A 14,295-nucleotide genomic window follows, 5' to 3' on the forward strand; every position below is an offset into this window, starting at 1 on the left:
TCAGCTCCTTACGAGGGTGGCGGCGGGGGCCGGGACGCGCTCCGCGAGCGGGATCACGGGCGGGACCGCCTCCGGCGGCTCACCGAGGAACACCCGGCGTACGACCCGCTCGGCGGCCAGTCCGTCGTCGAACTCGCAGAAACGGGACCGGAATTCGGCCCGCAGGGCCTTCGACTCCGCCCCCGCGTAGGAGCCGTCGCGGAACAGCTGCGCCAGCTCCTCGGGCGTGCGCGCGACCGGGCCAGGCGGCGCCTCCATGAGGTCGAAGTAGACGCCCCGCGTCTCCCGGTAGACCTCCCAGTCGTCGGCGTACACGACGATCGGCCGGTCGAGGTTGGCGTAGTCGAACATGATCGACGAGTAGTCGGTGACCAGCGCGTCGGCGGCCAGGCACACGTCCTCCGAGGAGCGGTGCCCGGTCACGTCGATGATCCGGCCGCTGTTCCTGGCCCGGCCCTGGTCGTAGAAGTAGTGGGCGCGCAGCAGCACGACCACGTCCTCACCGGCCTCCTCGCAGAAGGCCTCCAGGTCGAGGCCGGTGTCGAAGCCCGTTTGGTAGTCACGGTGGGTGGGGGCGTACAGGACGGCCGTCTTGCCCTCGGGGACGCCCAACTCCCGCCGGACACGGGCCACTTCATCCGCCGTCGCCGTGTAGTACACGTCGTTGCGCGGATAGCCGTACTCCAACGCCTCGTACGAGCCCGGGAAGGCGCGCTCCCACATCTGGGTGGAGTGCCGGTTGGAGGAGATGTTGTAGTCCCAACGGTCCACCCGGCCCAGCAACTTGGCGAAGCTGCCGGTCGCGGCGGCCACCACCGGGTACGTCGACTGGTCGACGCCCATCTTCTTCAGCGGGGTCCCGTGCTGTGTCTGGACGTGCACGCTGCCGCGCCGCTTGACGACGCCCTCCGCGAAGTTGGCGTTGTTCACCAGGTACGTGGCCCGCGCCAGCACCTCCCAGTACTTCCGGCTGCCGATCACCGCGTGCTCGACGCCCTTCGGTACGGCGTCCACCGCGTCCGGCTCGACCAGGAACACCGAGCGGATGTGCGGGGCGAGTTCACTCGCCTTGGCGTGGATCGCGGCCGGGCTGCACGCGTAGCCCCGGCCCCAATAGGCGCAGTACACGGCCAGGTTGGGGTCGAGCGGGCGGCGCAGATCGCGGGCGTAGCGCAGACGGGTACGGAGCATCCGGGGGCGCGGGACCCTCCCCCAAGCTCTCGACTTCGCTCGACCAGGGGGGACCCCCATCGTCGCCACCGTCACCGACCGGTTGGCGCCGCGCAGCGCCCGGAACGCCGAGTACGCCCCCGACGCCAGCAGCCGGTGCTGTACTCCCACACTCCCGCCCGGAGTACGGAATCCCGCGGGCCGGTGCGTGCGGTACAGCCGCCCCGCCCGGCGGAAGAAGGCGCGATGTCCGGAGGGGAGGCGTTCGGGCCGGGAGGCGGTCTTCAGCACCACCGCGAAGAGCTGCTCGAACAGGGCGTCGTACAGAGCGCTCTTGGCGGCACGCGTCAGCACCATGTCGACCTGGTCGAGGAGTTGGTGGTGGTGTTCGCCCGGCAGGTTGAGCCGGCTGCCCTGCCTTCGCAGCAGATGCCGGACGACCACCGAGCGCAGTACCGCCACCCGCTCGGCGGCGACGGTGACCAGGGCGCCCCAGCCGAGGTCGGTGAACGGGCCCTCGGGGAAGGCGAGTTGGTGCTCGGTGAGGAAGGCGCGGCGGTAGGCCGCGCTCCACGCCGGGAGCTGTACGCCCGTCAACTGGGGTGCCTGCGCGGGGGAGAAGGCGCCGCCCGGGGTCTTCGCCAGCAGGGGGGCGGCCGGGTTGGTGGGCTCGCCCTCCCACCACGGGGTCCGCTCGTGCTCGAAGTACAGGACGTCGACGTCTCGGGAATCCCCCGTCTCCGTCAGCCGGGTGTGCAGCGCGGCCAGCGCGCCCGGGGCGAGGGTGTCGTCGCCGTCCAGGAACAGGACGTGGGCGCCGGTCGCCGCCCGCAGGCCGGTGTTGCGGGCCCCGCTCAGGCCGGCCGAGGGTGGTGAGTGCACCGGGGCCACCCGGGAGTCCCGCCCGGCGTGCGCGGCGGCGACGTCGTCGGCCGGGGAGCCGGGGGCGTCGCAGACCGGGATCAGCTCGAAGTCGCCGTAGGACTGCGCGAGGACCGAGTCCAGGGCCTGGGAGAGCCGGCCGGCGACCCCGTGGGACGGGACGATGATGCTGAAGCGGGGCATTCTGCTCTTTCTCCAGTGGTCCGGAGGGGGGGGTTCCGGGTCAGTGCGCGCGGTGGCCGGGGCGCCCCGTCGGACGCCAGGTGGTCGGCCGGGTCGGCGTGGGCCGCGAGGGGCTTGAGGGCATGCGAACTCCCCGGTGTGGGAACGGCGTTCAGAGGCGGTCGGTGACGGGCTGGGACGTGGTGGGCTGCGGCACGGTGGCGAGCGGGGAGCGCGCGAGGCTCGCGGCGGCGGACGGCACCGGGTGGCGGTCGGCGAGCGGCACGACCGGCGGGAGGTCGCTCTCGCCCAACACCACGTGGCGTACGACCCGTTCGGCGGCGCGGCCGTCGTCGTAGGGGCAGAAGCGCTCGCGGAACGCGGCGCGCAGCTGGGCGGAGCGGGAGCCGCGCCAGTGGTCGGTCGCGAAGATGTCGATCAGTTCGTCCTCGCTGCGCGCGACCGCGCCCGGCGGGAAGGCCCGCAGGTCGAAGTAGGTGCCGCGGGCCGCCTCGTAGGCCTCCCAGTCGTCGGCGTGGATGACGATCGGGCGGTCGAGGTTGGCGTAGTCGAACATCAGGGACGAGTAGTCGGTGACCAGCGCGTCCGAGGCCAGGCAGAGGGATTCGACGCTGGGGTGGTCGGTGACGTCGATGATCCGGCCGGACGCGTGGGCGGCGAGTGGGCCCTCGTGCCAGTAGTGGGCGCGGGCCAGCACGACGAAGCGCGGGCCGAGGCGGCGCAGGACGCGGTCGAGGTCGAGGTGGGCGCGCTGGACGCGGCGGTAGTCGCGGTGGGTCGGCGCGTAGAGGAGCGCGATGGTGTCCTGCGGGATGCCGAGGGACTCGCGCAGCCGGGCCACGTCGGCCGAAGTCGCCTGCTGGAACACGTCGTTGCGGGGGTAGCCGTAGGCGAGCGTGGTGTAGCTGCCGGGGTAGACCCGCTCCCAGGTCAGGGTGGTGTGGCGGTTGGGGGACAGGACGTGGTCCCACTTGTCGACGCCCTTGAGGAGTTCGCCGAAGTCCATGTCCCGTGCCGCCGCCGGGCGTTCCTGGAGGTCGAGGCCCATGTGCTTGAGCGGGGTGCCGTGTTGGGTCTGGATCATGGTCTGGCCGGGGCGCTTGACCAGGCGGCGGTCGAAGTTGACGTTGTTCACCAGGTACTTGGAGCGGGCGAGTGCCGTCCAGTAGGCGGCGGTGTCCGGGCGCAGTCTGCGGGTGGCGGCCGGGATCGTGTGGTGGTGCTCGGGGCGGGCGATCCACGCGGTGCGGATGTGCGGGGCGTGGGTGCGGAACGCGCTCTCCAGCGCGCCCGGGTTGCAGCTGTGGCCGCGCCCCCAGTACGCGGCGAACACCGCGCGATCCCTTAGCGGGAGCCGGAGTTGGACCCGGTAGTGCAGCTGGAGGACGGCCGCCCTGAGGGTGCGCAGCAGCTTCGCGGTGAGCTTGACCGCGCTGCGGCGCCAGCTCATCGCCCGCTGCACGGCCCGGAACGTGCGGTGGACGCCGAAGTGCACGAACGTGTGCCGCATCCGGGTGCGCAGCGGGACCGTGCTGCCGGGGATGCGGTAACGGCGGTAGTGGGCACGGGCCTTGCGCAGGAACTCGGCGCGGGTGCCGCGCGGCAGCCGGTCCGGCTTGGTGAACACCGTCGCCAGATGGTCGACCATGCGGCGGAACAACACCGGCCGCCACTGGGCGAGTTCGGGGCGCGCGTCGACGAACGCGAAGACCCGGTCGTACTGTTCGAAGACGTCGAAGTGCCGGCGGCTGGTCGTGCCGAGGATGTTGCCCTGGCGGCGCTGGCGGTAGTGGACGCAGACCCGGTCGAGGGTCGCGATCGTCTCCGCCGCCATCAGGACCGGGTAGGTCCACGGGGTGTCCTCGTAGTAGCCGGGCGGGAAGGCGAAGCCCTCGCGCTCGACGAACTCCCGCCGGTACGCCTTGTTCCAGGCGACCATGATGACCCGCAGCAGCCCGGGGCGGTCCTCCAGCCGGAAGGGGGCCGGGCCCTGTTCGGTCAACTGGGCGGCGGTCTTGTTGCGTTGGGTCTCCCCCGACCAGTAGGTGCGGGCGTAGTCGAAGACCAGGACGTCCGGTTCGCCGGTCTCCTTGAGGCGGTCGGCGATCGACCGCAGCGCGTCGGGCGTGAGCGTGTCGTCGCTGTCGAGGAAGAGCAGATAGTCGCCGGTCGCCTGTTCCAGACCGGCGTTGCGGGCGCGGCCGAGGCCCTGGTTCTCGGGGAGGTGGACGGCGCGCACACGGGCGTCGCGGGCCGCGAACTCGTCGATGAGCGCGCCGCAGGCGTCCGGCGAGCAGTCGTCGACCGCGATCAGCTCCAGATCGGGATACGACTGGGAGAGCACCGATTCCAGGCATTCGTGCAGGTACGCCTGGACCTTGTACGCGGGGACAATGACACTGAACCTGGGCAAGGGACATCCATGGGTCGGTCGGCGCGGGCGTTCTGCCCGGGAACGGCCGATGGAGTGACTTGGTTACGCCGCGTACGGCATACGGGGGACGCACGGTGAACGCGAAGGGGCGGGCCGGTGACGGCCCACCCCTCGAACTATGTGCGGTTTGTGACTATTTGACCGCACCCGCCATGACACCGGACACGAACTGCCGCTGGAACGCGAAGAACACGGCCAGCGGGATCACCATGGAGATGAACGCACCGGGTGCCAGCACGTCGATGTTGTTGCCGAACTGGCGTACCTGCGTCTGCAGTGCGACCGTGATCGGCTGCGTGCTGGACTTGGTGAACACCAGCGCGACCAGCATGTCGTTCCACACCCACAGGAACTGGAAGATGCCCAGGCTCGCGATCGCGGGCCCGCCGAGCGGCATCACGACCCGGGCGAACAGCCGCAGTTCACCCGCTCCGTCCAGCCGTGCCGCTTCCAACAGCTCGCGTGGGATCTCGGCGAAGAAGTTCCGCAGCAGGAACACCGCGAACGGCAGCCCGTAGCCGACATGGAACAGGATCACCCCGAAGATGGTCCCGAACAGGCCGATCTTGCCGAAGAGTTGGGCGATCGGGATCAGCGCGACCTGCACCGGCACGACCAACAGGCTGACCACGCCCAGGAACCACCAGTCGCGGCCCGGGAACTCCATCCACGCGAAGGCGTAGCCCGCGAGCGAGCCGATCACCACGACGAGGATCGTCGCCGGGACGGTGATCAGGACGGTGTTCCACAGCGAGCTGGTGATGTCGCTGTTCTCCAGCAGCGTCTTGTAGCTGTGGAAGGTGAGTTGGGAGGGCTGGCTGAAGACCTTCCACCAGCCGCTCGCGCTCATGTCCTCCGGGCTGCGCAGCGAGGACAGCAGCAGCCCGATCGTCGGCACCAGCCAGAACAGGCCGACGACGATCAGGAACACCCGGACGAGACCCCCGCTCACGATCCCCGCGAGCCGCTCGCCGAGCGACTCCCGCGCCTTGACGACCTCAACTGGCCCTGGTTTGCCCAGAGTTCCGGCATCCGTGGTCATCGCCGCACCTCCCGCCTGAGCCGGCGAACGTTGAACAGCATCACCGGAATCACCAGCAGCAGCAGGAACACCGAGATCGCGCTGGCGATCCCCGGCTGGTCCTCCGAGAAGCCCTTCCGGTACAGCTCCAGGGCCAGTACGTTCGCGTCGTCCTGCGAGGAGCCCGGGGCGATGATGAAGACCAGGTCGAAGATCTTCAGGACGTTGATCATCAGCGTGACGACGACGACCGCGAGCACCGGCGCCAGCAGCGGCACCGTGACTCGCCGGAACACCTGCCACTCGTTGGCACCGTCGACGCGAGCCGCCTCCAACAACTCCCTCGGCACCCCCGCGAGCCCGGCCGCGATCAGCACCATCGCGAACCCGGCCCACATCCACACGTACGACCCGATGATCGCCGGCGTCACCAGCGACGGGCCCAGCCACTCCACACCGTTGTACGGCGCCTTGAAGTTGCTTGCCGGGAGCCGGAGTTGGGCCCCGTCCGCACGCGCGGGCAGCGTGAAGGTGCCGTCGCCCGCGGCCTTCGTCGAGGCGACCACCTTGCCGTCCTTGACAGCCTCGACGCGCATCCCGCCGTAGCCGAGTTCGGACGGGTCGACCCCGCCGAGTCTGCCGACGCCCTTGCCGCGGGTGAAGTCCTGCCAGGTCGTGCCGGTGATCTTCCCCGGTTGAGGTTTCGCCGCCACGGCCTTCTTCGCGCCGCCGGGCATCTGGTCGGGGGCGACGCCGACCAGCGGGAGGGTGACGGTCTGGCCGGTGCGGACCGTCGTGCTGGTGATGAAGCCGCCGTGGTCCGCCTTCAGCGGCGAGTGGCGGCCCGGGTGGGCGTTGGGGAACGCCGACGACGAGGCGAACGTGTCGTGGATACCGACCCAGACCGCGTTGGCGACCCCCTTGTGCGGGTCCTGGTCGTAGACGAGACGGAAGATGATGCCGGCGGCCAGCATCGAGATCGCCATCGGCATGAAGACGACCAGCTTGAACGCCGTTCCCCAGCGCACCCGTTCGGTCAGCACCGCGAAGATCAGACCGAGGGCGGTGGCGACCGTCGGCGCGAACACCACCCAGATGACGTTGTTCTTCAGGGCGGTGCGGATGCCGTCGTCGGTGAACAGGGCCTTGTAGTTGTCGAATCCGGCGAAACCGTCACCGGCCTGGTTGCCGAAACTGCGGACCAGCGAGTACCCGATCGGGTAGACCACGAGCGCGCCGAGCAGCACCAGGGCGGGCAGCAGGAACAGCACTGCCACGGTCCTGCGGGTGCCGGTCACGCTCTTGCGGTTACGGGGTGCGGCGGGGGTCGGAGGGACCTCCGCCGCCGCTGCCGACGTCATCGCCGGATCAGCTCCCGCTCGCGTACGCCGCCGCCGCGTCCTTCTCCAACTGCGCCTGCGTGCCCGCGATGTTGGTCGGGTTCTTCAGGAAGTCCTGGAGGTCCTTCCACTCGCCCTTGCCGGGGGTGCCGCCGAACGCCTGCGGGGCCTGGTCCGACATGTCGAAGCGGAAGTTGTCGCCCGAGGAGATCAGGGACTTGGCGATCTTCTGCTGCACCACGTTCGGGTACGCCGAGTCCGGCACGTTCTTGTTGGGGGAGAGATAGCCGCCGAGCTTCGCCTGGATCGTCGCCGCGTCCGGGGAGGCGAGGAACGTCGCGAGGGCCTGGGCCGCCTTGGAGTCCTTCAGGATGACGGCCGCGTCGCCGCCGGAGACCACGGGCGCGGTGGAGCCCACCGCCGGGAACGGGAACACCTTCGCGTCCGTGCCCACCTTCGCCTTGGTCTCACCGATGTTGACCTGCACGAAGTCGCCTTCGTAGACCATCGCGGACTTCGGCTGGTCGCCGCCGGTGAACGTCTGGGTGACGGAGGCGGGGAACTCGGTCTGGAGCGCGCCGTCCTGACCGCCCGCGATATAGGCCTTCTTGCCCCAGATCTGGGCGAGCGTGGTGAGGGCCTCCTTCACGGAGGGATCCGTCCACTTGATCTTGTGCTGGGCGAGCTGGTCGTACTTCTCCGGCCCGGCCTGCGACAGATACACGTTCTCGAACCAGTCGGTGAGCGGCCAGCCGTCCGCGCCCGCGATCGAGAACGGGGTGACCCCGGAGTCGTAGACCGTCTGCGCGGTCGTCAGCAACTCCTGCCAGGTCTTGGGTTCCTTGGCGCCCGCGTTCGCGAAGACCTTCGCGTTGTACCAGATCAGCGACTTGTTGGCGGCCTTGTAGTACACGCCGTACTGCTTGCCGCCGACCTTGCCGATGTCCTGCCAGCCCTGCGAGTAGTTCTTCTGCAACTCCTTGACCGCGTCGGGTCCGAGGGGCTTGGCCCACTTCTTGTCGACGGCCTGTTTGATCGCGCCGGGCTGCGGGAGCATCGCGACGTCCGGCGGCTGGCCGCCCGCGACCTTCGAGCCGAGGAAGTTGATGATCGGGTCCTGGGCGGGCACGAAGGTGACCTTGGCGCCCGTGCGCTTCTCGAACTCCGCGAGGACCGCCTTGAAGTTCGTCTGCTCGGCACCCGTCCACACGGCGGCCACTTCGAGGCTCGCGCCGTTCAGTTTGGGCAGGGTGACCGTGCCGGTGCTCCCGGAAGGGGTGCTGGACTTGCTGTTGTCGCTCTTGCTGCCGCCGCCACCGCAGGCGGTGAGGGAGAGCGCCAGTGCTCCCGCGGCGACAACTGCCGCTGTGCGTAAGGTGGTACGTGTCCGGTGTGTGCTGCTCGTGCTGCGCATCACTGCCCCGTTCTTCGTTCCTCGTCGAACGCTCGAACGCTTCCGTGCGCACTGGTCTACGCCCGGTACTTGAAGGCGGCAAGATGGCGTCCGCTGTCAAGACCGGGATCGTGACTGGGTCGTGACGTGGGGTTGTGCGGTCGGCCTGTGAACGATCAGAGGAGCGACGGCACCTCCGCCGCCGACACCGAACGCGTGGCCCTCTCCAGCGCGCTGGCCAGGAGCGCCAAGTCCGTGGGCCCGTTGCCCAGTTCGCGGACCGGGCGGCGGGCCGGGGGGTCGCCCATGCGCTGCCACTCCAGCGGGACCACCGTGGGGCGCAGTGTCGCCGTGCGCGGGATACGGCCCGTGACCCGGCCGCCCTGGAAGGGGGTCGCCCGGCCGTCCGGGAGGGTCAACCGGCCGCGCCCCGGGGCGGGTTCGTCCGGGCCCTGGGCCGTCGGATCGAGGGTGATGCGGAGCGTGGCGTGCCGGGCCGGTTCCGTCTCGGACGTACGGGCGTCCAGCGCGGCTGCCGCGACCAGGTGCACGCCGAGCCGCTCGCCCTCGCGGGCCACCGCCTCCAGCGCGCGTATGACCGAGCCCGCCGCGGGGCGCCCGGGGGAGCCGAGGGGCGGTTTCACCAGGGCGTCCAGGTCGTCGACCACCACGACCAGCCGGGGCAACGGCGGTGCCGCCTCGGTCTGTTGACGGGCCGCCGCCGAAGGGCGCAGCCGGATCGTCGCACTGGACGGGCTCTCCAGGTCCGCGGCGCCGGACGTGCCGCGCTGGGCGATGATCCGGCCCGAGATCTCGTGCCGCGCGTGCCACTCGGCGAAGCCGACCCGGCCCAGCAACTCGGACCGCCGCTTCAGCTCCGCGCTCAGGGACTGCGCGAACTCCCGCATGCGCACAGGGTCGTTGGCCGTGAGGTGGGTGGTCACATGCGGTACGTCCGTGCAGACCCGCAGGCCCTCGCCGTGACCGCCTCCCCCAGAGGGGGTACCCCCGGCGCCGACGCTGTCCCGGCCGTCCATCAGCACGATGCCCAGCCGGTCGGGGCGCTCGGCGGCGGCGAGCGAGGCGACCACCGCCCGCAGCAGCTCCGTACGGCCACTGCCGGGCGGGCCCTCGATCAGCAGATGCGGTCCCTCGGCGGCGAGGTCCGCGCTGACCGGCCCGCGCGGACCGGCGCCGAGCACCGCCCAGGCCCGCCCGCCGAGCGCGTCCTTGTCGTCGCCGGCGTCCGCCCAGCGCGTCAGCAGGGACGCCGGGGTGGCCCGCGCCAGCCCCAACTCGTCGAGCAGCCGCGCCGATGGGGGCAAGGGCGCCGACACGCGCGTGTGCCGTTCGCCCGCGGGACCGTCCGCCCGGAGCGGCGCCAGCGCCCGCGCGAACCGCTCGGCCCACGCGAGCGAGACGGCGTCCACGGCGGCCTCGGTGCCTGGGCCGACGGGGCCGGGGGCGGAGGAACCGGAGTCCGTCCGGCCGGGCCGAGACGCCTCTGTGCCGGGCCGAGCCGACCCCGCACCGCCGTGCGCGACCCGCAGCACCCGCAGTGCCGTCGCGACATCACCGCTGAGCAGCGCGACCGCCCCGCACTCCCGGAACGTCGGCGCCGCCGCGCACGCCGCCTCGTACGTCTCCGTCACGGGTGACGCGGGCGAGGCCGGCTCCGTCTCGGCGAGACACACGACGTGGATACCGGCCCGGGGTCCGTCATGGGCCAGCCGCGCCACCGCCTCGCGGACATCGGCCCCGCCGGGGTCACCGTCCACCACGAGCACGGTGTACGGCCCCACGAAGCCGTCCGCCGAGCCGTCACCGTCGTCGGTGCGGGCCCAGGACGGGCGGTGGGCGGCGCCGCGTACCGGGTCGGCGGAGTCGGCGGGCTCGGTGTCGGCGGGGCGCGGCCGGGTGGCGCCGGAGGCCGGGTCGTCGAAGGTGTGCGGGGTGAGGGCGCCCGACGGGTCGGAAGTGCCGGACCGGTGGTGGTGGGCGTCGTCGCTGGTGCTGTACCTGGTGGTCGCGCCGCGCCGACGGTGGTCGTCGGCCGCGTGCCGTGCGGTGTCGGCCCCCAACTGGCCCTCGGCCGAACCGAGTTGTGAGGAGACCCCCGACGGGGAGGACATCCCCGACCGCCCCTCCGTCGAGCCGCGCTGCGCGCCGATGCCCGGAGTGCGCCGGTCGGAGGCGCCGGACGTGACGGTCGGCCGACCCGTGCCCTGCGTGTCGGACGCCTGGTCCTCCAGGCGGCGGAGGAGTTCGTCGGTGCGGGCCGTGGCCTGTTCGCGGTCGTAGGCCAGGAGGAGACGGCAGTCCTGGCCGTGTCCGGGGCGCAGATGCGGCAGCCAGCCGAGCCAGGACCACTCGGCGGTGCGCTCGGCCGCGGTACGCGCGCGGTCCGTGCTGATCAGCACGATCTCCAGGGCGTCCGGGGAGTGCAGCGCGGCGAGCTGGGCCACCACCGCGCGGGCCAGTCCCGACAGCCGCGCGCGCGGACCGGCCAGGCCCAGCGCGCCGACCTCGCGGAGCCCGGAGGTCACCGGCACGGCGGGCAGCAGTGCCGAGCCGTCCGGTGTCGCCCGGTCCGCCGTGCCGAGCCGCACCGTGAGCGCCTCGGGGTGACCGGGGGCGCGCTCCCACAGCCGGGGTCCCGGGCCCAGGGCGGTGAGCAGCAGGGCGGCCGGGTCGGGCCAGGTGTCCGGCTGCTGGGGGACGACGGGCGGGGGCGGCACGCTCTCGTCGGCGCCCTCCTCGTCGTAGGAGGCGCTGTATGCCGAGCCGTACGGCGACTCGGGGTCCTCGGTCGTCGCATCGCCGCGTCCGCCCGTCAGCCGGCGGGCCCACTTGCCGATGCCGCCGCGCCTGCGCACACCCGGCGGCACGTCGGTGCCCCTCAGCGGGGTGCCCTTGCGTCCGCCGTGGTCACCGGAGTCGTCGCCGGTGGGGATGCGGGAGGTCGTCGTACGCGCGGAGAACGCGTCATCGGCGGCCCCGTCCTCAAGGGCCTCGCCGAACACGCCGAAGCGGCCGGCGTGGGTGTCCCCGCCCTCGTGGACGACGCGGTGCTCGATGCTCGGGGCGCCTGCCTGGCCCGGGACCACGAGCGGTTCGCTACGGGGTGCGGAGGGGGTGCCGGGAGACACGCGCACGTGGCCCTCGCCGTCGGGGGCCGTCTCCGCCCGCGCTCCCGCACCGCCGGACGGGGTCAGCCGCAGGGCCGACTCGCCGATGCGCAGGAGCGCGCCCGGCGCGAAGCGCACCGGGCGGGTGCCCACGCGCGTGCCCGCCAGTGTCGTGCCGTTCGTCGAGCCCAGGTCGGCGACCGAGACGCGGCCACCGGGGTCGACGGTGACCGCGCAGTGCAGCCTGGAGACGTCCGGGTCGTCCAGGGGGACGTCGGCGTCGGCGGAGCGGCCGATGTGGATCTGCCCGCCATGGAGGAGGTGCACCCCGCCCGCGTCCGGCCCGGCGACCACATGGAGCTGGGTCGGGGCGTCGTCCAGCTCGGGATGCGCCTCGGGTTCGGCCGGGGCGCCCAGGGACAGCACCGCGCCGTCCGTCAGCGGCGGCTCGCCGAGCGTGCAGCGCTGGGTGTCGAGGCGCTCCACGCCCGCGTACAGCACGATCGGGCCGCCGGACTCACGGCTCCGCTCGGGCTGGGACGCCGCCGCGTCGGCGGAGACCGCCGAGGCCAGCGCCGAGGCCACCGCGGCCAGGGCCGTGCCGGCGGGCGCGGTGACCAGCACGTCGCAACTCGCGGAGCGGCCCCGCGGCTGCGCGGGCGGCCCCTGCGGGTCTACGACGGTCAGCCGGATCTGCATCGCCGTCAGCGGTCCCTTCTGCCCGGGCACGGATTTCTCCGCGCCCCCACACGAGCACATCGGCCAGTTCTGCACGCATCCTCGCACCTGCCACTGACAACGCGCCCGGGGCCCGGCAGCAAGTGATCTTGATTGGTCAGCTCTGTCCCCAAAAGTGCCTGACCAGTGCCGCACCGGTGATCGAGTGAGACCGGTCATGTCCGGCTCCGGCAACCAGGAGACCGGGGTGAGCGTCTTTCCTTCGAACATGTACGGCAGCGCTTACGTAGGTAGCCGCGAGAGGGGCGGCACTACAGTGGACCGGAACACAGGCAAGCAGCAGGGAGCGCAGACGTGCGGCCGGTAGGCAGCAAGTACCTCCTGGAGGAGCCACTCGGACGCGGTGCCACGGGCACCGTCTGGCGGGCCCGCCAGCGCGAGACCGCGGGCGCCGAGGCGGCCGTCCAGGGCCAGCCGGGCGAGACCGTCGCGATCAAGGTCCTCAAGGAAGAGCTCGCGAACGATCCCGACATCGTGATGCGGTTCCTCCGCGAGCGGTCGGTGCTGCTGCGCCTGACCCACCCGAACATCGTCCGGGTCCGCGACCTGGTCGTCGAGGGCGACCTCCTGGCGCTCGTCATGGACCTCGTCGAGGGCCCCGACCTGCATCACTACCTGCGCGAGAACGGCCCCTTCAGCCCCGTCGGCGCAGCCCTGCTCACCGCGCAGGTCGCCGACGCGCTGGCCGCCAGCCACGCCGACGGCGTCGTCCACCGCGACCTGAAGCCGGCCAACGTCCTGCTCAAGCAGGGCGGCGGCCAGATGTACCCGCTGCTCACCGACTTCGGCATCGCCCGCCTCGCCGACTCCCCGGGCCTCACCCGCACCCAGGAGTTCGTCGGCACGCCCGCGTACATCGCGCCGGAGTCCGCCGAGGGCCGCCCGCAGACCTCCGCCGTGGACATCTACGGCGCCGGCATCCTGCTGTACGAGCTGGTCACCGGCCATCCGCCGTTCTCCGGCGGCTCCGCCCTGGAAGTCCTGCACCAGCACCTGAGCGCCGAACCGCGCCGCCCCTCGACGATCCCCGACCCCCTGTGGACGGTCATCGAGCGCTGCCTGCGCAAGAACCCGGACGAGCGCCCCAGCGCCGAGAACCTCGCCCGCGGCCTGCGCGTCGTCGCCGAGGGCGTCGGTGTGCACGCGAACTCGGCGCAGATCGCCGCCGCCGAGAACGTCGCGATGCTCCTGGCCCCCGACCCCGCGCCCGCCGCCGTACCGGGCGCACCCGGCGCCGCCGACCCGACGCAGGTCCTCTCGCACGGAGCGGGCGCCTACGACCCGAACGCGGCGACCAGCGTCCTCCCGCACACCGGTGGCCCGGTGGGCGCCGCCGACCCGACCACCGTGATGCCCCACCGCGGCGCGGCCGACCCGACCACGGTCATGCCGCAGAACCCGTACGGCCAGCAGGGCGGGCAGGGTCAACAGGGCCAGTCCGGCCCCGGCCCCGAGCAGCCGCACCCCTGGCAGAACCAGCTGCGCGCCGCCCGCGACCGCAACGAACAGACACAGTTCCAGCCCTACCTCGACCCGGGCGAGGACCCGCTGCGCCGCCGTCCCCAGCGCCAGGTCTCCCGCCCGCAGCAGCCGCCGCAGCAGCCCCGCCAGGCCGCCCCGCAGCGCCCGCAGCAGCGGCCCCCGCAGCGCCAGCAGCGCCCGCAGCAACAGCAGGGCTACGGCCGTCCGCAGCAGCAACAGCCGCAGCAGTACGCCCCGCCGCGCCAGCAGCAGCCCCAGCGGCCCCAGGAGCCCGCGCGCGAGCCCCGCCAGCCGCGGCAGCGCAGCGCCAACCCGATGAAGATCCCCGGACTCGGCTGCCTGAAGGGCTGCCTGTTCACGATCGTCCTGCTGTTCGTCGCGGGCTGGCTGGTCTGGGAGCTGACCCCGTTGCAGCACTGGATCGGCACGGGCAAGAGCTACTGGAGTGAGATCAGCGGTCTCGTCGGCACGGTGAGCGGCTGGGTCAAGGATCTGGGCTCCGCGTCGGGCAAATGACCGCCGAC

At 72.2% G+C, this 14,295-nt stretch carries 7 protein-coding genes; 1 reads left to right on the forward strand and 6 read right to left on the reverse strand.

All coding sequences use genetic code 11. From position 1 onward, the window contains the following. The 6 genes from ACIQBL_RS05405 to ACIQBL_RS05430 all read right to left on the reverse strand — a co-directional run bounded on the left by ACIQBL_RS05405 (position 1) and on the right by ACIQBL_RS05430 (position 12,250). Positions 1-2,235: a CDP-glycerol glycerophosphotransferase family protein gene (locus ACIQBL_RS05405; protein ID WP_401937140.1), complete on the reverse strand. Its 2,235-nt coding sequence runs from the start codon at positions 2,233-2,235 to the stop codon at positions 1-3. A 151-nt stretch (positions 2,236-2,386) separates the two neighbouring features. Then, the gene (locus ACIQBL_RS05410) at positions 2,387-4,648 is read right to left on the reverse strand and encodes a CDP-glycerol glycerophosphotransferase family protein (RefSeq protein WP_401937142.1); all 2,262 of its coding nucleotides are present in this window, start codon (positions 4,646-4,648) and stop codon (positions 2,387-2,389) included. Positions 4,649-4,802: 154 nt separating this feature from the next. After that, entirely contained in the window at positions 4,803-5,711 is a 909-nt protein-coding gene (locus ACIQBL_RS05415) for a carbohydrate ABC transporter permease (RefSeq protein ID WP_401937145.1), read from the reverse strand. Continuing rightward, positions 5,708-6,988, reverse strand: a complete 1,281-nt coding sequence (locus ACIQBL_RS05420; RefSeq protein WP_401938872.1) for a carbohydrate ABC transporter permease — start codon at positions 6,986-6,988, stop codon at positions 5,708-5,710. Before ACIQBL_RS05420 ends, ACIQBL_RS05415 begins: the two co-directional genes overlap by 4 nt. Before the next feature lie 70 nt (positions 6,989-7,058). Further along, the gene (locus ACIQBL_RS05425) at positions 7,059-8,444 is read right to left on the reverse strand and encodes an ABC transporter substrate-binding protein (RefSeq protein ID WP_401937148.1); all 1,386 of its coding nucleotides are present in this window, start codon (positions 8,442-8,444) and stop codon (positions 7,059-7,061) included. Between the two features lie 155 nt (positions 8,445-8,599). Further along, positions 8,600-12,250, reverse strand: a complete 3,651-nt coding sequence (locus tag ACIQBL_RS05430; RefSeq protein WP_401938875.1) for an FHA domain-containing protein — start codon at positions 12,248-12,250, stop codon at positions 8,600-8,602. Between the two features lie 333 nt (positions 12,251-12,583). On the opposite strand from ACIQBL_RS05430, the gene ACIQBL_RS05435 reads away from it, so the two are divergent. After that, a complete protein-coding gene (locus tag ACIQBL_RS05435; protein WP_401937151.1) occupies positions 12,584-14,287 on the forward strand; it encodes a serine/threonine-protein kinase in 1,704 nt (567 codons plus the stop codon). Positions 14,288-14,295: the final 8 nt, after the last annotated feature.

It is taken from the genome of Streptomyces sp. NPDC088350 (assembly GCF_044753545.1).
Taxonomy (GTDB): Bacteria; Actinomycetota; Actinomycetes; order Streptomycetales; family Streptomycetaceae; genus Streptomyces.